Genomic DNA, 17509 nt, shown 5'->3' with positions numbered 1-17509 from the left:
TACGGGGAGAAGGTGCCGGTAGGCGGATGAGGGGCAGCGCAGACGAATTGGGAGGAAAAAATGTCCGAACAGATCATCGCAGCCGACCTCGTCGCCAAACATAACGCTGTGCGCAACGCTTACCTGGAGCGCGACTACGCCTCGCTCGGCGAACGCCTCGACCGGCGCGGCATTGCCATCGACGCCATCCGCGACAAGGTGGAAAAATTCGGCGTCGCGATCCCGTCCTGGGGCGTCGGCACCGGCGGCACGCGTTTTGCCCGTTTTCCCGGCGCCGGCGAGCCGCGCGACATCTTCGACAAGATCGAGGATTGCGCCGTCATCAGCCAGCTGACGCAAGCGACGCCTACCGTCTCGCTGCATATCCCGTGGGACAAGGCCGATCCGAACCGGCTGAAGCAGGCGGCGGCGCGTTTCGGGCTCGGGTTCGATGCGATGAACTCCAACACCTTTTCCGACGCGAAGGACCAGAAGCTCTCCTACAAATTCGGCTCGCTGTCGCACGCCGATGCCGGCACGCGCCGCCAGGCGGTCGAGCACAATCTCGAATGCATCGAGATCGGCAGGACGCTTGGGTCGAAGGCGCTGACGGTATGGATCGGCGACGGCTCGAACTTCCCCGGCCAGGTCAGTTTCGCCAAGGCCTTCGAGCGCTATCTCGACGCCATGCGGCAAATCTACGCCGGCCTGCCGGACGACTGGCGGCTGTTTACCGAGCACAAGATGTACGAGCCGGCCTTCTATTCGACCGTCGTGCAGGACTGGGGCACGAACTACATCATCGCCAAGGAGCTCGGCGACAAGGCCTTCTGCCTCGTCGACCTCGGCCACCACGCGCCCAACGTCAACATCGAGATGATCGTGTCGCGGCTGATTCAATTCGGCAAGCTCGGCGGCTTCCACTTCAACGATTCCAAATATGGCGACGACGATCTCGATGCCGGTTCGATCGATCCTTACCGGCTGTTTTTGGTGTTCAACGAGTTGGTCGATGCAGAGCTTTCGGGTGCCAAGGGCTTCCATCCCGCGCATATGCTCGACCAGAGCCACAACGTCACCGATCCGATCGAAAGCTTGATGCTGTCCGCGGTCGAGGTGCAGCGCGCCTATGCGCAGGCGCTGCTGGTCGACCGCAAGGCGCTGGACGGGTTTCAGGAAGCGAACGACGCGCTGATGGCGACGCAGACGCTGAAGACCGCCTACCGCACCGATGTCGAGCCGATCCTCGCCATGGCGCGGCTGAGAACCGGCGGCGCCATTGATCCGGTCGCCGCCTATCGCGAGGCCGGCTACCGGGCGAAGGTCGCGGCGGAGCGGCCGGCCGTCGCCGGCGGCGGCGGCGGGATCGTCTGACACCCTCATCCGGCCGCTTCGCGGCCGCCTTTCTCCCAAGGCAGAAGAGGTTGGCGTCGGCGCTGACGAGATCCTTCCCCCGCGGGAAGAGGTCGGACTGCCCCGAATTGCCCTTCGCAATTCGGGGGGCAGGTGAGGGGCTCTGCCCAATGCTACTCCAATTGTTATTGGACTAACGCGCTCCAACGGTCTTTCCTGGGTGTCCCCCCGCCTTGGAGACCCACCATGCATCTCACCCGCCGGACGCTGATCGCCGTCAGCTTTGCGCTCACTGTTGCCTTCACACCATCGGCCGCCGTTTTTGCGGCTTCGCCGGCTCCCGCCAAGGGCGAGCACGGCATGGTGGTGACCGCCCAGCATCTCGCCACCGAAGTCGGCGTCGACGTGCTGAAGAAGGGCGGCAACGCCGTCGATGCGGCGGTCGCCGTCGGCTATGCGCTGGCCGTCGTCTATCCGAATGCCGGCAATATCGGCGGCGGCGGTTTCATGACCATCCGCTTGAAGGACGGCCGTTCGACCTTCATCGATTTCCGCGAGCGCGCGCCCCTTGCGGCGACCAAGACGATGTATCTCGATAAGGAGGGCAAGCCGATCAAAGGTGCCAGCCTCGACGGTTATCTCGCCGTCGGCGTGCCTGGTTCGGTGGCCGGCTTCGAGATGGCGCGCGAGAGATACGGGACCTTGTCCAGACAGGATCTCATGGCCCCGGCGATCGGCTATGCCAAGGACGGCTTCGTCCTCAACCAGGGCGACGCGGCCTCCTTCGCCGGCGGCGCCGACCGGCTGGCCAAGGATCCGGCAGCGGCCGCTATTTTTCTGAAAAAAGACGGGAAGCCCTATGGCATCGGCGAGAAGCTAGTTCAGTCGGACCTTGCGGCCTCGCTCTCGGCGATCTCCGAGAAAGGCCCCGATGCCTTCTACAAGGGGCCGATTGCCGACGCGATCGTCAAGGCGAGCGGCGCCAAGGGCGGCATCCTCGCCAAAGGCGATTTCGAGCAATACGCAGTGCGCGAGCTGAAGCCGGTGACCTGTTCCTATCGCGGCTACGACATCATCTCCTCGCCGCCGCCGAGTTCGGGCGGCGTCATCATCTGCGAAATCCTCAATGTGCTCGAAGGCTATCCGCTGTCCTATCTCGGAGCCGGCTCGGCCGAGACCGTCCACGTCATGGTCGAGGCCATGCGTCATGCCTATGTCGACCGCAATTCGGCGCTCGGCGATCCGGATTTCGTCGAAAATCCGGTCTCGAAACTGCTCGACAAGGGCTATGCCAAGGACATCCGCGACAAGATCGATCCGTTCCGCGCCGGCGTCTCGAAGGACTTGATGCCCAAGGGCTTCGGCGAGTCGAAGGAAACCACCCATTATTCTATCATCGACAAGGACGGCAACGCGGTAGCCGTCACCTATACGCTCAATGGTTCCTTTGGCGCCGGTGTCGTCGCCGACGGCACCGGCATCCTGCTCAACAACGAAATGGACGATTTCACCCAGAAGCCCGGCGTGCCCAACCTCTACGGACTGGTCCAGGGGGAGGCCAACGCGATCCAGCCGAAGAAGACGCCGCTGTCCTCGATGAGCCCGACCGTGGTTGTCAAGGACGGCAAGCCGTTCATGGTCATCGGCAGCCCTGGTGGCTCGCGCATCATCACCATCACGCTGGAGGCGATCGTCAACGTCATCGACCACGGCATGAACATTCAGGAGGCGATCGACGCCCCGCGCATCCACCATCAATGGCTGCCCGACACCGTCTATGTCGAGCCTTTCGGGCTTTCTCCCGACACCGAAAGGCTGCTTGCCGGCATGGGCTATCATCTCGATCTCAGCGACCAGACCTGGGGCCAGGCGGCCGGCATCCTTGTCGGCGGCAAGAGCCTGGCGGAGATCGAGAAAGGTGGCGGCGCCCGCTACAACGGAGCCATCGACAGCCGCGCCGCTTCCGGCGAGGCGCTGGGCTACTGACTACACGACAAGGGTGATGGTCGAGGCAATCAGCAGCACCGCCGCGATGCCGACGAACAGCGCATAAATGCGCGGCCGGTCAATCAGCAGCGCGTTGCCCGAAATCCAGGCCGAAGTGGCGCCGCCCAACGCAAACAGGAAGCCGTTGCGGTGGCCGAAGGTCATCGAGGCGGCCATCAGGCCGCCGATGATCAGCGCGCCGAACACGATGATGACGGCAACGGCATATTTCTCGAAATCATTGCCGCTGCCCATCGCCGGTCCCATGGCGTTGAGATTCGGCAGATCGTCCGGATCAAAGGGGCTGGCCGAGCCGTATTCGTCTTGACCGAGGGATTCGCGCATCATTCGTTCTCCGCTGAGCGGCAACAAACCATCAACGCTTGCCAAGTGCAACCGGCAACGCCACCGCCATCATTCGTTCGCCACCCGGCTGGTGCCAACGTGCCACGGTTTCCTGGATAGCCTCAACGCCGGGGGCTTCGATCGGGTTCCACAAGCTTGATCTCTCTGGAAAAATCGCTGCGCACGATGCCGTGCCGCTGCAGCTTGTCGTAGAAGGTCTTGCGCGGAATGCCGAGCGCCTCGATCGTACGCCGGACATCGCCGCCATTGCGGCCAAGTGTCTCGCGGATGATCTCGGCCTCGTAGCGCTCCAGCCGTTCCGGCAAGGGCATCGATACGTCCAGATCTGTCGGCTGAGCGGCGGGGCTGCTGCCGATCTCTTCCAGTCCGAGCACGAAGCGCTCGGCAAAATGGGCGAGCTCGCGGACATTGCCGGGCCAGTCGTGTTCGCGCAGATGGCGCTGGACGGCGGCCGGCGCCGCGGGCACCTGGCGATGAAAGCGGGCGGCGGCGCGCTCGGCGAAGTACCCGAACAGCAGCGGCACGTCGTCCCGGCGCTCGCGCAGCGGCGGGATCGAAAGCGTCACCACATTGAGCCGATAATAGAGGTCTTCGCGGAAATTGCCGCGCTGGCCGGGATCGCCGAGATCGACCTTGGCGGCGGCAACGACGCGCAGGTCGACGGGCCGGATTTCGTTGGTGCCGAGTGGCGTCACCTCGCGCATTTCGAGCACGCGCAGCATCTGCACCTGAGTGGAGGGCGGCATGCTTTCGATCTCGTCGAGGAACAGCGTGCCGCCGCTCGAATGCTCGATGCGGCCGACGCGCTTCTTCTGCGCGCCGGTGAAGGCGCCGGCCTCATGACCGAACAACTCGCTTTCGATCACCGTCTCCGGCAACGTGCCGCAATTGAGCGCGACGAAATTGCCCTTGGCGCGGCGGCTCCAGCGATGCAGCAGGCTCGCCACCACCTCCTTGCCCGAGCCTGTCTCGCCGGTAACCAGCACATCGACATCGGTGTCGGCGATCTGTCTCAGCGTGCGGCGCAGCCGCTCCATAGCCGGTGTCTGGCCGATCAGCGGAAGGCCTTCCTGCGCCTGCTCGGCCGCTTCGCGCAAGGCGCGGTTCTCCATAACAAGACGGCGCTTTTCCGCGGCGCGCCATACACTTTGCGCCAGCCGGTCGGCGGCGAAGGGCTTGGTGATGAAGTCATAGACGCCGTCCTTGATCGCCTTTACCGCCATGGCGATATCGCCGTGCCCGGTGACGAGGATGACGGGGATATCCGGGTCAAGGTCGACCACGAGGTCGAAAAGCTGCAGGCCGTCCATTTCGGGCATGCGGATGTCTGACACCAAGACGCCGGCAAAGCCGGCATCGAGGCCGGCGAGTGCCTCGCTTCCCGAGGAAAAGGCAGACACGGCAAAACCGGCGAGTTCGAGCGTTTGCTTCGTCGCCTTGAGCAGGTCGCTATCGTCATCGATCAGGATGACCGGATTGCCGTCTGTCATCTCGGGTCAGCCTTCGAGAGATGGATGGTGAAGCGGGTGCCGCTCCCGTTGCTCGTCACCTCGATGCGCCCGCCATAGTCGGCGACGATGTCCTTCGAGATGACGAGCCCGAGCCCCAGGCCCTTTTCCTTCGAGGTATTGAAAGGCGTGAACAGCGATTTCAGGATCGCCGGCGGAATGCCCGGTCCGTTATCGGATACGATCAGCGCGACGCCGTCGGCGGTTTCCGCAACGGACACTTCGACCCGAGCACCGTCACGACCGTCGAGCGCTTCCAGCGCGTTCTGGAACAGGTTGATCAGCACCTGCTCCAGCCGTAGCCGGTTGCCCATCACTTTCAGCGTCGCCGGTGGCAGCGTGATCGCCAGCGCGTCCAGCCGGCCGGCAAAGCGGCTCCTGAGCAGCACCACGGCGCCTTCGATGACGCTGCGCAATTCGACCGGCTCGGCGGCGGTGCGACCCTTGCGGGCGAAAGCTTTCAGCTCCTCGGTGATGGAGCCGATGCGTTCTGTAAGCGCAGCGATGGCGCCGAGATTTTCCTCCGCCGGCGCCGTCTGCTTGCGTTCCAGGAAAACGCGCGCATTGTCGGCATAGGCGCGGATGGTCGCCACCGGCTGGTTGATCTCATGCGCGACGCCCGCGGCAACCTGGCCGAGCGTCGCCAGGCGGTTGGCCTGCACCAGTTCCTGCTGCATGACCTGCAGCTTGGCTTCGGTGCTGCGGTGGTCGGCGATCTCGGCCTGCAGCCGGTCGCGCGCGAGGCTGAGGTCCTGCGTGCGCTCGACGACGCGCCGTTCGAGTTCGGCGCGCGCCGCCTGCTCGGCGGCGATCCGCATCTGCGCGGAGTGCCGGCGCCACAACAGATGGGCGGCCAAAGCGAGCAGCGGGACAAGGACGCCGAGGGCCAACAAACGCATTTCGCGCTGCGCCGCCGCGATCGGCGCTTCCGCCGGCACGAGATAGTCGAGGCGCCAGGGCGTCGACGGCACGGCGGTGGATAGCCGCAGATACTCCGCGTCGCTGCCGCCGGGCGTGATGGCGTGCACCAACGCGACATCGGGGCTCAGTGGTTGCGGCCTCGTGATGGGCAACGGCACCAGCGGAGCCTCGCCGAACTGCTGGCTGGCGCGAATGTCGGCCGCGACTGGAGCGGCCAGCGGCGCCGTCGTCATGAAGCGCCAGGAGGGCACGCTGGTGATCAGCACCACCCCATGCTCGTCGCTGACATAGGCCGGGCGGTTCGCCTCGTGCCAGTCGGCTTCGAGCTGGTCGAACTCCATCTTGACCACGACGACGCCGAGCGGGGCCGCCGCACTCCCGACACGGCGCGAAATGTAGAGGCCCGGGCGCTTGCTGACATTGCCGAGCGCGAAATACTCGGCCGTGCCGGATTGCATGGCGCCGGAGAAATAAGCGCGAAAACCGTAGTCATTGCCGACAAAGCTTACCGGCTCGCGCCAGTTGCTGGAAGCGATGGCCAGCCCGTCCGGGCCGGTGACGTAAAGCACCGAGGCCTTGGTGCCGGAAACCAGCCCTTCGAGCTTGCGGTTGAGCACGTCGATCGAGGCGGGGCTGCGCTCGGCGAGCGCGTCATGCACCTGCTGGTCTTCGGACAGAAGCAGCGGCAGCGCGCGCGGATTTTCGAGCACCGCGCGCAGCAGTGCCACCTTGAGATTGGCGTCGGTCCGCCCTTGCGCCGACAGCGCCTCGATCTCGGTCGAGCGCCCGTAGAGGCCGGCGCCATAAAGGGCTGCAAAGACGATGAGAAGCGCCACCGCCGCGAACAGCAGCCAGGCGCGCCGCGCCCGCCCGGCGAGCAGTTCGGGCGTCGAAGCGAGGGCAGCGGCGGGGCGTTGCAGCATCGCCCATTTGTGCATGATTTCGCACAAAGCACAATTCGAGCTATGCGGATCGCCGCACTGCGCTGTCGAATGGCAAAGCGCGTTGCGTCAGAAAACCAAACAAAATCAATGCTCGACGCCTCAAGGCGCAATCTGGCACGGCCGTTGCAAATGCATCCGCAGCAGCCGCGAGGCTGTGAAGGTCAACTGCCCCGGGAGGTCGAGCTTCTCGATCGGGGCCGAACGGAGGACATCATGCAGACGGCAATCGCTGCCGCGGAACCGCGCGGCAAAGTTCCCTTTTATCGGCATCTTTACGTGCAGGTCCTGGCGGCGATCGCCGCCGGCATCCTGCTCGGCCATTTCTATCCTGACATCGGCGCCTCGTTGAAGCCGCTCGGCGATGCCTTCATCAAGCTGGTCAAGATGGTGATCGCGCCAGTGATCTTCCTCACCGTCGCGACCGGCATCGCCGGCGTCTCCGACCTGCACAAGGTCGGCCGGGTCGCCGGCAAGGCGATGATCTATTTCCTCGTCTTCTCGACACTGGCGCTCATCGTTGGCCTGATCGTGTCAAATGTCGTCCAGCCCGGCGCCGGCATGCACATCAATCCGGCGACGCTCGACGCCTCGAAGGTCTCGACCTTCACCGAGAAGGCCCATGATACGACGATCGTCGGCTTCCTGCTGAACATCATCCCCGACACCATAACCGGCGCCTTCGCCCAGGGCGACATCCTGCAGGTGTTGTTCTTCTCGGTGCTGTTCGGCGTCGCTCTCGCTTTGGTCGGCGAGCGCGCTCGTCCGGTGGTCGACTTCCTGCAGGCGCTGACGGCGCCGATCTTCCGCCTCGTCGCCATCCTGATGAAGGCTGCGCCCATCGGCGCCTTCGGCGCCATGGCCTTCACCGTCGGCAAATACGGCATCGGCGCGATCGCCAATCTCGCCTTCCTGATCGGCACCTTTTACCTGACGTCGCTGCTCTTCGTGCTGATCGTGCTGGGCGCGGTGGCATGGTACAACGGCTTCTCCATCCTCGCGCTGATCCGCTACATCAAGGAAGAGCTGCTCCTGGTGCTCGGCACTTCCTCGTCGGAGGCAGCACTTCCCGGCCTGATGGCCAAGATGGAGCGCGCCGGCTGCAATCGCTCGGTGGTCGGTCTTGTCATCCCGACCGGCTATTCTTTCAACCTCGACGGCACCAACATCTACATGACGCTGGCAGCGCTGTTCATCGCCCAGGCGACCGATACGCCGCTCACCTTCGGCGACCAGATCCTGCTGCTGCTCGTTGCCATGCTGAGCTCCAAGGGTGCCGCCGGCATCACCGGCGCCGGCTTCATCACCTTGGCGGCCACGCTTTCGGTCGTGCCTTCGGTGCCGGTTGCCGGCATGGCGCTGATCCTCGGCGTGGACCGCTTCATGTCGGAGTGTCGCGCGCTCACCAACTTCGTCGGCAATGCCGTCGCGACCATCCTCGTGGCGCGCTGGGAAGGCGAGCTCGACCAGAAGCAGTTCGCCGCCGCCATGGCCGGCCAGATGCCGGAGGAGGCAGACCTCGCGCTCTCAGGTGGCCTGCAGCCGGCCTGAGCGATCGAAACAATTCCCGGAAAATTGCCTCGGTGACTTCACCGTAGCCTTCGATCCGGAGTTGCACAGACAAAGAGCATCCACCCAAGCCGAAACAGGCCGTGGCTCCGCCGCGGCCTGTTCTTTTTGTCGGACGCCGCATAGGGTGGCGCGGGCCGGCATTCTTGCCGGTGCATCCAAGCGTGAGGGCCGGCGGATGAGCAGCGCGTTTCCCGAGATCTACCTTGTCCGCCATGGCGAGACGGAATGGAGCGCATCGGGAAAGCATACCGGCCGCACCGACATTCCGTTGACCGCGAAAGGCGAACAGGCCGCAGGCGGCGTCGCCGACCGCCTCAAGGACCAGAGCTTCCAGGCGGTCTGGTCGAGCCCGTCGCTTCGCGCCTTCGACACCTGCCGGCTGGCCGGCTTCGGCGAGCGCGCGCTCAAGAAGGCCGACCTGCAGGAATGGGATTATGGCGCCTATGAAGGCGTGACAACGAAGGAAATCCTTGCCGGACGTCCGGGCTGGCAGTTGTTTCGCGACGGCTGCCCGGGCGGCGAGACGGCAGCCGATGTCGGCGCCAGGGCCAATGCGATCGTGGCCGAAATCCGGACGGTGGCCGGCAATGTGCTCATCTTCTCGAGCTCGCATTTCCTGCGCGTGCTTGCGGCGTGCTGGATCGGCCTGCCGCCGGAAGGCGGCGAACATTTCGTCCTCGATACCGCGAGCCTCAGCATCCTCGGCTACGAGCACGACCTGACCGAGCCGGTCATCCGCCGCTGGAACCAAAAGTAGTTCCGGCCCCTGTCAAGCGGCAAGTATCGCCAGCTCCTCGGCCGTCAAATGCCGCGCCTTGCCCTTCGCGAGATCACCCAACTGCAGCCGCCCGATCGCCACCCGTACCAGCCTGAGCACGCCGATGTCGAAGGCGCCGAGCATGCGGCGGATCTGGCGGTTGCGGCCTTCGTCGAGGACTATCTCCAGCCAGGCCGTGCGCCCGCCGCTGCGCAAGAGCGCGATCGAGCTCGCCGTCAGCAATTCCCCGTCGACGACAGCGCCTTGGCGGAACCGCTCGAGCATCTTCTCGTCGGGCACGGAAGCAATCTGCACATGATAGGTCTTGGCGACATGCGAGGCAGGATCGAGGAAGCCGTTCGCCCAGCGCGTGTCGTTGGTCATCAACAGCAGACCTTCGCTCGCTTTGTCGAGACGGCCGACCGGCGACACGAAGGGCAGGTCGAGATCGGCAAGGCAGTCATAGACCGTGCCGCGCCCGTCGGGGTCGTCGCGCGTGGTGACCAGCCCGCGCGGCTTGTTGAGCATCAGATACACTTTTCGTTCCGCGGCGACCTGTGCGCCATCGACTGCGATGCGGTCGCGATCCGGATCGACGCGCAGCGACGGATCGCGCGCCACCTTGCCGGCAACGCGCACGCGTCCTTCGGCGATCATCAGCTCGGCCTGCTTGCGCGAGCAGAATCCTAGCTTCGAGAGCGCTCGGTTGAGGCTGACTTTTCCAGCGACCGGTCGTCGCGGGAATTCGGGAAGCTGTCGTAGGGGCTTGCGTGTCATCGGCCGACAGATGCCATGCCGGGCCACGCCGGCGCAACCTGACCGGTGAATGTCGACTAGAGAAGCCGGCGTCGCGCCGGCGGCCCTCCTCGACGCACTGATCCTGGTGCTCACCGCCGCCGGCGATCCGCGCGCCATGCTTCTCATCAACTGGCTGAAGGGCTCCTGTGGTGTCGATCCAGTCGCCGACCGCAATCAAATCACGGTTCCGGCGGAGCGCTCAACCGCCGGTAAGGGAGGCCGTCGAAGGTTGCCGTCACAAAGCTCTTCACCGACATCTTGCGCTTATGGCCGTCGCTGCAGGCATAGACCGGCCAGCCGGCCTCGCTGCATTCGCTGGCCGCGCAGAGGCGGGCAAGGCAGTTGCCGACAGTCAGCCGGAAGCCGCCTTTGCCGGCGAAGCCCTGCAGCAGGCTGCCATCGGCCGAGCGCCATGTCCGCTGGCGAAATTCCGGCCGCAGGGCCAAAGGTTCGAGAGGGGCGGCGAGATTGGCGGTGCCGGTACGCGCCATGAGCTGAAGACGGTACCGGGCCATCCCGGTCGTATATGCGGTTACGAGGTCGGACTCACCCGAATACGCGGACGCCAGATCGGAGCGGTCGAAGAGAGGAGCCGCTCGCTCGCCTGCTTCTGTTGGCCTCGCAAGGGCAACAAGGGCGACAAGGGCCAAACAAGCGCGCACCATTTTGATTTCCAGCAGCCATGCATCTCCGGCCTGCCAGCGCCCCCGGCTGCCTTCCACACCATCCCGCCAATTGCTGCGCGGTGCAAGCCGCTGCGCCAATAACCCGTGTCAGCCATTGGGCGCCGGCGGCAGTTCGAACAGGGTGGCGCCATTCTCCTGTCCCCGCTCGACATAGCCGATGAGCCGAAACCATTTTGCGACGTCCGGTCCATCGAGCCAGCTGCGCGAATGCACGGGCAGGTTGCCGGCGAGCGCCTGGATGTGGCGGATGTGACGCCTGCAGAAGCGAACGGTTGCCGCTCTGAAGAAGTCCTCCTGCGCGGCAAACAGCGTGTCGGCCGCGGCGCCATGCTCATGCCAGGCGATAAAGGCGACGGCCTGCTCGCCCTCGACCAGCGCATGGGCCCGGCCTTCCTTCAGGTTCATCATCAGATTGTCGTAGGCGGCCTTGCTGTCCTTGCCGGCCGCCAGGTACTCGTCCGACATTCGCTTGGACAGGCCGCGGAAAACATCCTCGAGATCTCCGACCGTCGCTGCGCGTGCTCTCATTTCTCCTCCTGACAGCCCGGCGGGGAGTTTGCCCCATGGGAGGAGGATCACCAAGCAAATGAAATCCGCCATGCGCCTGACACGCGCAAATGCATTTCACTTGGCTTAGATAGCCGATACCGCGCTCGTACGACCCGCGGTCCCGATTGCCCAATGGACACAGGTGTCCATTCAAGCTAAGTTCGCCCCGCGCGAAGGTGGACGACTTTGTCGAACCGCGGCAGAACGGGATGGGTTATGGACTTTCGAGGACGGGGCGAGTTGATTGCGCCGGTTCGGTACTGCGCCGCCGATATGGCGTCTCGAGGTTTCTTGGCCCGTTGCACTATCGCTCACGTGATGCGGGCCTGAGCGCATGACAAGGCACTATTCAGCGCTTTCGCTATTCAAGGAAGGCGTCGCCGGCCAGACGGGCTGGGAGAAGGCCTGGCGCTCGCCGGAGCCCAAACCGCGTTACGACGCCATCATCATCGGCGGTGGCGGCCACGGCCTCGCCACGGCTTACTATCTCGCAAAGAACCACGGGGTCACCAATGTGGCGCTGCTCGAGAAAGGCTGGATCGGCGGCGGCAACACCGGCCGCAACACAACCGTGGTCCGCTCAAATTACTTCTACCCGGAAAGCGCGGCGATCTACGGACTGGCGCATAGTCTCTATAAGAGGCTGTCGAAGGATCTGAACTACAATGTGATGTTTTCCGCGCGCGGCATTCTCACCCTCGCGCATAGCGAAGCGGGAATGGAAACCGCTGCCCGGTCCGTCAACGCCATCCAGGTCAACGGCATCGATTGCGAATTGTTCTCGGTCGAGGACGTCCGCCGGGTGGTGCCGATCTACAATTTCGGCCCGGATGCCCGCTACCCCGTCTATGGCGGCACCTGGCAGCCGAGCGGCGGCACGGCCCGTCATGACGCTGTCGCCTGGGGCTATGCGCGCGCCGCCAGCCGTCTCGGCGTCGACATCATTCAGAACTGCGAGATCAGCGACTTTATCATCGAGAACGGGCGCTGCCGCGGGGTCGTCACATCGCGCGGCGCAATCCGGGCAGAGCGTACGGGGATGGCGGTGGCCGGCCACTCCTCGGTGCTGGCGGCGAAGGCGGGATTCCGGCTGCCGGTCAATTCCTATGCGCTGCAGGCCTGCGTGTCCGAGCCGGTCAAGCCGATCATCGACACGGTGGTGATCTCGCCGGATACGGGCGTCTATGTCAGCCAATCGGACAAGGGCGAACTGGTGATCGGCGGCGCGCTCGACCGCATCCCGTCCTATGGCCAGCGCGGCAACTTGCCGGTGCTGGAAGGCGTGATCGCAGGCATGCTCGAAATGTTCCCGATCTTCGGCCAGTTGAAGATGATGCGGCAATGGGCAGGCATCGTCGACGTCGTCCCCGATTCCTCGCCCATCATCGGCGAATCGCCGCTGCCCGGGCTTTTCCTCAATTGCGGCTGGGGCACGGGCGGCTTCAAGGCGATTCCCGCCGGCGGCACGCTGCTCGCCCATTTGCTTGCCACCGGCAGGCACCACGACATCAGCCGTCCTTTCGATCTCGACCGCTTCGCCCGCGGCCGCCTGATCGACGAGGCTGCCGGCTCCGGCATTGCCCATTGAAGGTGTAGAAAAGATGCAGCTCTTTCCCTGTCCGTTCTGCGGGCCGCGCGAAGAAAGCGAATTTCACTATGGCGGCGAGGCCGGCAATTTGCGGCCCGACGGCGGGGACGTAACGGCCGAGCGCTGGGCCGGCTATCTCCATATGCGCGACAACCCGAAGGGGCCGACTCGCGAGATCTGGATGCACCTGACCTGCGGCGAGTTCTTTGCGATGAGCCGCGACAGCGTCAATCACAAGGTGTCGGGTTCCTCCGTGCTCGGCGACGCGGAGCATGGCGCATGAGCGCTTCGCGTCTTGCCAATGGCGGCAGCGACATCGATCGGGCCCGTCCGCTGAGCTTCACTTTCGACGGCACGCGCGTCGACGGCTTTGCCGGCGACACGATCGCGTCTGCCTTGCTGGCGAGCGGCCGGGCGATCGTCGGCCGCAGCTTCAAATATCATCGGCCGCGTGGCATCTGGGGATCCGGCGTGGAGGAGCCCAACGCGCTGGTCGATGTCGAGAGCGCCGGCGGCCGCGTGCCGAATGCGCGGGCAACGACCGTGCCGGCGCGGGACGGCCTCATGGTCAAGAGCGTCAACGCGTCGCCGACGGCGCTGGCCGACCGCAACGCGGTGCTGGACCGCCTTGCCCGTTTCCTGCCCGCCGCATTCTACTACAAGACCTTCATGTGGCCGGACTGGCACCTGTTCGAGCCGCGCATCCGCGCCATGGCCGGGCTCGGCGTCGTCGACCGCAATTGGAAGCCGCGTCACGTCTCGGACCAGATAAATCACCATTGCGACGTCCTGGTGGTCGGCGCCGGACCGGCCGGCCTCGCCGCGGCAACCGGAGCGGCGGCAGCCGGGCACTCGGTCGTGCTGGTCGACGAGCGGACGCATCCCGGCGGGTCGCTGCGCCACCGTGCAGGCGAAGTCGACGGTGTCAAGGGTGCGGCATGGATCGATGCGACGGTGGCCCGGCTGAAGAGCAGTGGGCATCTCGTGCTCAGCGATACGACCGCCTTCGGCCTATATGATCACAATCTGGTCGCTCTCAACCAGCTTCACCGCGACGGCCGACCCGACACGCTGTGGCGCGTGCGCCCGCGCCTCATCGTGCTGGCGACGGGCGCGATCGAGCGGCCGGTCCCGTTCGCCAACAACGACCTTCCGGGCATACTCTCCGCTGACGCGGCGTTGAGCTACCTGCGCAGGCATGGCGTCCTTGTCGGCCGGCAGATCGTGGTCGCAACCAACAATGACAGCGCCTACGAGCCGGCCTCGGCGCTGGCTGCGGCCGGCGCTTCGGTGACGGTGGTTGATTGCCGGCGTGAGGGTAGCGTGCAGGCCAAGGCTGGTATTCGGGCCCTCGCCGGACGCGCCATTGCAGCGGCGCGCGGCCGCAACGCCGTTCAGGGTGTTCTGCTCGACGACGGTACCGCCCTTGCGGCCGATTGCCTGCTCCTCTCGGGCGGCTGGACACCCACCGTGCATCTGTTCTCGCAGGCAAAAGGCAAGCTCGCCTGGAGCGATCAACTGTCGGCTTTCATTCCCGCAGAAGCGATCGAGGGGATCGGCGTAGCCGGCGCCGTCGCCGGCACGGTCTCGCTTTCCGAAACCTTGGCCAGCGGCCTGGCGGCCCTCGGCGGGTTCGGCTCGGCGCCGCCGGCACCTCGCAGCACTGGCGAGGAAAGAACGCTTGGCGTCGTCAGCCTGTGGCCGAAGCCCAAAGCCAAGGGCCGCGTCTGGATCGACTACCAGAGCGACGTCACCGCCAAGGACGTCGAACTGGCGGCGCGGGAGAATTTTGTTTCCGTCGAGCACCTGAAGCGCTATACGACCCTTGGCATGGCGACCGACCAGGGCAAGACGTCGAACCTGAACGGTCTGGCGCTGCTGGCCGCGGTTGCCGGCCGCGCCATCTCGGATGTCGGCACCACCACCTACCGGCCGCCTTTCACGCCTGTGCCGTTCGCCAGCCTGGCGGGAGCGCGTCGGGGCAGCATGCACGCCCCGGTCCGTCGCCTGCCGCTAGAGGCAAACCATCGCGCAGCAGGCGGAGTGTTCCAGGAATATGGCGGCTGGCTGAGGCCGGCCTATTACGGAAGCGGCGAAGCCGGAGCCACGATCCAGGAGGAAGCGCGGCGCGCCCGGCAGTCCCTTGCGCTCTTCGACGGCTCGACGCTCGGCAAGATCGAGGTGATCGGTCCACGCGCGGCCGAATTCGTCGACTTCATCTATTACAACACCATGTCGACCCTCAAACCCGGCCATTGCCGCTACGGTTTCATGCTGTCGGAAAATGGCGTCGTCTTCGATGACGGTGTGCTGGTTCGTCTCGACGAGCACCGCTTCATCGTCTCCTGCTCGTCGTCGCATGTCGCCGCTGTCCACGCGCGTCTCGAAGAATGGCGGCAGGATCGTTTCGGCCGCGATGCGGTCTATATCCACAACGCCACCGCGCAATACGCCACCTTGACGATTTCGGGTCCGAAAGCGCGCGGCCTGATAGAGGCGCTCGATCTGGGTGCTGCGCTGGACGATGCCAGCCTGCCGCACATGGCGGTTACCGCCGGCCGCTTTGCCGGCGACGCGGTGCGCATTGCCCGGGTCTCCTTCACCGGCGACCGAAGCTACGAGATCTCCATCCGCGCCGACCGGGCCGAGGCGCTCTGGGCAAGAATGCAGCAGGAAGGCCGCGCGTTCGACGCCGTGCTGCTCGGGCTTGAATCCCTGATGATCCTGCGCGCCGAGAAGGGCTTCATCGTCATCGGCAAGGACACCGACGCCAACGTCATGCCGCACGACCTCGGCGTCGCGGGACCGCGGACCAAGCGTACAGGTGAGTTCGTCGGCCGGCGCTCGCTTTTCACCGAAGCGGCGAGCCGAACCGATCGCAATCAGCTTGTCGGCCTGGCTGTCGCCGAAGGCGAGGCGCCGCTGGCGACCGGCGCGCATGGTGTGGAGAAAAGCGGCGGCCGGCTCCGAAGCATCGGCTTCGTCACCTCCAGCTATCAAAGCCCGACCCTGGGCCGCCCCGTCGCTCTGGCGCTCATCGAACGGGGTGCCGCACGGCATGGCCAAACGATCGACGTTCAGCACCTCGGCGTCCTGCGCCGGGCCACCATCGTCGCGCCCTGCGCCTTCGATCCGGAAGGGAGCCGCCTGCATGCGTAATCTTGCCGAAAAATGGCCCCCATCGCCCGACTGGACCACCGCGGTCCTGAACACGGACAGGATCAGCGTGCGCACATTGGACGGTCTGAACCAGCTTCTGGTCAGCGGCGACCTGACGGCTTGGGCGCAGGCTTCGGGTCTCGCGGGGGAAGGGGTCGGAGCCGGCGCGGTTGCCAACGGCGACAAATACATGGTGCGCATCGCGTGCGATCGCATTCTCGCCGTAAGCGAACGGCCATTACCCGTCACGGCTGGCTGGCACGCGGCCGGGTTCGCGGTCACGGTCATGGATGCCGGACTGCATGTGTTCGAGATCAAAGGGCCGGGATTGGCCGGTCTGGTCGCCATGGGAACGGCGCTCGATCCGAGGCAGGCAAGTCCCTCGGCTTCGATCCTTTTTGCCGGCGCCGGCGTTCTCTTCTACCGGTTCGGCAACCCCGATCGGGCGCGTGTGCACGTCGACCGGGGCCTTGCCCCGTATCTTTGGGAGTGGCTCGAACAGGTGCAAGTATTGTAGCGGGGGCGGTTTCAGGTCTATCTAGCCGGCATTCAAACCTGGCCAGCCCGAGATGCTTTCGGATTCCAGTGCAGAGGCAGTCGTGCGACGGTCCGGTCTGATCGGCAACACCAAGGTGACGCGCGAGGACTGGATGAAGCTCGCGCTGGAGACGCTGATCTCCGAAGGCGTGGAGGCGGTGCGCGTCCTCGCGCTCGGGCAGAAGCTGAACGTCTCCCGTTCCAGTTTCTACTGGTATTTCAAGAGCCGTCAGGACCTGCTCGATCAGCTTCTCGACTATTGGCGCAACAACAACACCCGTTTCATCCTCGAGCAGGCCGGCCGGCCCGCCGCGTCGATAACTGAGGCCGTGCTCAATGTCTTCGAGTGCTGGCTGGATGAGAGGCTGTTCAATCCGCGCTTGGACTTCGCCGTGCGTGCCTGGTCGCGCCAGTCCGCCAAGGTCCATCGTATCGTGAACGAGGAAGACAATGCGCGGGTCGATGCCATCCGGGCGATGTTTTTGCGGCACGGTTACACAGACACGGAAGCCTTCGTGCGGGCGCGCGTGCTGTACTTCACGCAGATCGGCTATTACTCGCTCGAGATCGTCGAGCCGGTGAGCAACCGTCTGTCTCTGACGCCGGCCTACCTGCTCACGCACACCGGCAAGCAACCTCGCCAGGGCGAGGTGGAGGCCTTCACCGAAAAGGTGCGGGTGCGAACCGGCAGTTGACCATGGCCGACTGCTCGGCGGTCCGCAGCGCCGTCACCTGCAAACGTTTCTCAAACACGTTTCAGCGCTGCGAGATCGGAAATCGTCTTCCTGATGACCGCTTCCACCTTCGAC

General features: G+C 65.0%; 15 protein-coding genes. 9 read left to right on the top strand and 6 right to left on the bottom strand.

Going from position 1 to position 17509, the window contains the following annotated elements; genetic code table 11:
* The first annotated feature begins 60 nt into the window (after window positions 1-60).
* Window positions 61-1353 (top strand): L-rhamnose catabolism isomerase, encoded by a 1293-nt coding sequence (rhaI, locus tag EOA32_RS09525; protein WP_128371582.1) that lies wholly within the window; start codon window positions 61-63, stop codon window positions 1351-1353.
* A 225-nt stretch (window positions 1354-1578) separates the two neighbouring features.
* The gene (ggt, locus tag EOA32_RS09520; protein ID WP_128371581.1) at window positions 1579-3318 is read left to right on the top strand and encodes a gamma-glutamyltransferase; all 1740 of its coding nucleotides are present in this window, start codon (window positions 1579-1581) and stop codon (window positions 3316-3318) included.
* Here ggt and EOA32_RS09515 read toward each other — a convergent pair whose 3' ends face one another.
* The 3 genes from EOA32_RS09515 to EOA32_RS09505 form a co-directional block, all read right to left on the bottom strand.
* Window positions 3319-3573, bottom strand: coding sequence for a hypothetical protein (locus tag EOA32_RS09515; RefSeq protein ID WP_170950361.1), 255 nt, complete (start codon window positions 3571-3573; stop codon window positions 3319-3321).
* Between the two features lie 212 nt (window positions 3574-3785).
* Window positions 3786-5174, bottom strand: coding sequence for a sigma-54 dependent transcriptional regulator (locus EOA32_RS09510; RefSeq protein ID WP_128371580.1), 1389 nt, complete (start codon window positions 5172-5174; stop codon window positions 3786-3788).
* The gene (locus EOA32_RS09505) at window positions 5171-7036 is read right to left on the bottom strand and encodes a sensor histidine kinase (RefSeq protein ID WP_128371579.1); all 1866 of its coding nucleotides are present in this window, start codon (window positions 7034-7036) and stop codon (window positions 5171-5173) included. Before EOA32_RS09505 ends, EOA32_RS09510 begins: the two co-directional genes overlap by 4 nt.
* Before the next feature lie 234 nt (window positions 7037-7270).
* Between EOA32_RS09505 and EOA32_RS09500 the strand changes: the two genes are divergently transcribed.
* On the top strand, window positions 7271-8605 hold the full coding sequence (locus tag EOA32_RS09500; protein ID WP_128371578.1) for a dicarboxylate/amino acid:cation symporter: 1335 nt from the start codon (window positions 7271-7273) through the stop codon (window positions 8603-8605).
* A 196-nt stretch (window positions 8606-8801) separates the two neighbouring features.
* Window positions 8802-9383: a histidine phosphatase family protein gene (locus EOA32_RS09495; protein ID WP_095832190.1), complete on the top strand. Its 582-nt coding sequence runs from the start codon at window positions 8802-8804 to the stop codon at window positions 9381-9383.
* Between the two features lie 12 nt (window positions 9384-9395).
* Here the strand turns inward: EOA32_RS09495 and EOA32_RS09490 are convergent, their stop codons facing one another.
* From EOA32_RS09490 to EOA32_RS09480, 3 genes are all read right to left on the bottom strand, one after another.
* Window positions 9396-10160 (bottom strand): pseudouridine synthase, encoded by a 765-nt coding sequence (locus tag EOA32_RS09490; protein ID WP_128371577.1) that lies wholly within the window; start codon window positions 10158-10160, stop codon window positions 9396-9398.
* Window positions 10161-10360: 200 nt separating this feature from the next.
* Window positions 10361-10945, bottom strand: a complete 585-nt coding sequence (locus tag EOA32_RS09485) for a hypothetical protein (RefSeq protein WP_245499223.1) — start codon at window positions 10943-10945, stop codon at window positions 10361-10363.
* Window positions 10946-10954: 9 nt separating this feature from the next.
* The gene (locus tag EOA32_RS09480; RefSeq protein ID WP_128371575.1) at window positions 10955-11395 is read right to left on the bottom strand and encodes a hypothetical protein; all 441 of its coding nucleotides are present in this window, start codon (window positions 11393-11395) and stop codon (window positions 10955-10957) included.
* Between the two features lie 355 nt (window positions 11396-11750).
* Between EOA32_RS09480 and EOA32_RS09475 the strand changes: the two genes are divergently transcribed.
* The 5 genes from EOA32_RS09475 (at window position 11751) to EOA32_RS09455 (ending at window position 17395) form a co-directional block, all read left to right on the top strand.
* Window positions 11751-13004, top strand: a complete 1254-nt coding sequence (locus tag EOA32_RS09475; RefSeq protein WP_128371574.1) for a sarcosine oxidase subunit beta family protein — start codon at window positions 11751-11753, stop codon at window positions 13002-13004.
* A gap of 13 nt (window positions 13005-13017) precedes the next feature.
* The gene (locus tag EOA32_RS09470; RefSeq protein ID WP_128371573.1) at window positions 13018-13287 is read left to right on the top strand and encodes a sarcosine oxidase subunit delta; all 270 of its coding nucleotides are present in this window, start codon (window positions 13018-13020) and stop codon (window positions 13285-13287) included.
* Entirely contained in the window at window positions 13284-16163 is a 2880-nt protein-coding gene (locus EOA32_RS09465) for a sarcosine oxidase subunit alpha family protein (protein WP_128371572.1), read from the top strand. Before EOA32_RS09470 ends, EOA32_RS09465 begins: the two co-directional genes overlap by 4 nt.
* Complete coding sequence (locus tag EOA32_RS09460) at window positions 16156-16680, top strand: hypothetical protein (protein WP_128371571.1); 525 nt, start codon at window positions 16156-16158, stop codon at window positions 16678-16680. Before EOA32_RS09465 ends, EOA32_RS09460 begins: the two co-directional genes overlap by 8 nt.
* 133 nt (window positions 16681-16813) lie before the next feature.
* On the top strand, window positions 16814-17395 hold the full coding sequence (locus EOA32_RS09455; RefSeq protein WP_245499222.1) for a TetR/AcrR family transcriptional regulator: 582 nt from the start codon (window positions 16814-16816) through the stop codon (window positions 17393-17395).
* Window positions 17396-17509 lie beyond the last annotated feature (114 nt).

This window comes from Mesorhizobium sp. M1A.F.Ca.ET.072.01.1.1 (genome assembly GCF_004023325.1).
Lineage (GTDB): Bacteria > Pseudomonadota > Alphaproteobacteria > Rhizobiales > Rhizobiaceae > Mesorhizobium.
Note: the sequence above shows the minus strand (reverse complement) of the source record. Positions and strands in the feature narration are given on the sequence as shown.

Excerpts from the sequence above, each read along its gene's own strand:
- rhaI (WP_128371582.1), top strand. The coding sequence starts at position 61 with ATGTCCGAACAGATCATCGCAGCCGACCTCGTCGCCAAACATAACGCT.
- ggt (WP_128371581.1), top strand. The coding sequence starts at position 1,579 with ATGCATCTCACCCGCCGGACGCTGATCGCCGTCAGCTTTGCGCTCACT.
- EOA32_RS09515 (WP_170950361.1), bottom strand. The coding sequence starts at position 3,573 with ATGGGCAGCGGCAATGATTTCGAGAAATATGCCGTTGCCGTCATCATC.
- EOA32_RS09510 (WP_128371580.1), bottom strand. The coding sequence starts at position 5,174 with ATGACAGACGGCAATCCGGTCATCCTGATCGATGACGATAGCGACCTG.
- EOA32_RS09505 (WP_128371579.1), bottom strand. The coding sequence starts at position 7,036 with ATGCTGCAACGCCCCGCCGCTGCCCTCGCTTCGACGCCCGAACTGCTC.
- EOA32_RS09500 (WP_128371578.1), top strand. The coding sequence starts at position 7,271 with ATGCAGACGGCAATCGCTGCCGCGGAACCGCGCGGCAAAGTTCCCTTT.
- EOA32_RS09495 (WP_095832190.1), top strand. The coding sequence starts at position 8,802 with ATGAGCAGCGCGTTTCCCGAGATCTACCTTGTCCGCCATGGCGAGACG.
- EOA32_RS09490 (WP_128371577.1), bottom strand. The coding sequence starts at position 10,160 with ATGACACGCAAGCCCCTACGACAGCTTCCCGAATTCCCGCGACGACCG.
- EOA32_RS09480 (WP_128371575.1), bottom strand. The coding sequence starts at position 11,395 with ATGAGAGCACGCGCAGCGACGGTCGGAGATCTCGAGGATGTTTTCCGC.
- EOA32_RS09475 (WP_128371574.1), top strand. The coding sequence starts at position 11,751 with ATGACAAGGCACTATTCAGCGCTTTCGCTATTCAAGGAAGGCGTCGCC.
- EOA32_RS09470 (WP_128371573.1), top strand. The coding sequence starts at position 13,018 with ATGCAGCTCTTTCCCTGTCCGTTCTGCGGGCCGCGCGAAGAAAGCGAA.
- EOA32_RS09465 (WP_128371572.1), top strand. The coding sequence starts at position 13,284 with ATGAGCGCTTCGCGTCTTGCCAATGGCGGCAGCGACATCGATCGGGCC.
- EOA32_RS09460 (WP_128371571.1), top strand. The coding sequence starts at position 16,156 with ATGCGTAATCTTGCCGAAAAATGGCCCCCATCGCCCGACTGGACCACC.
- EOA32_RS09455 (WP_245499222.1), top strand. The coding sequence starts at position 16,814 with ATGAAGCTCGCGCTGGAGACGCTGATCTCCGAAGGCGTGGAGGCGGTG.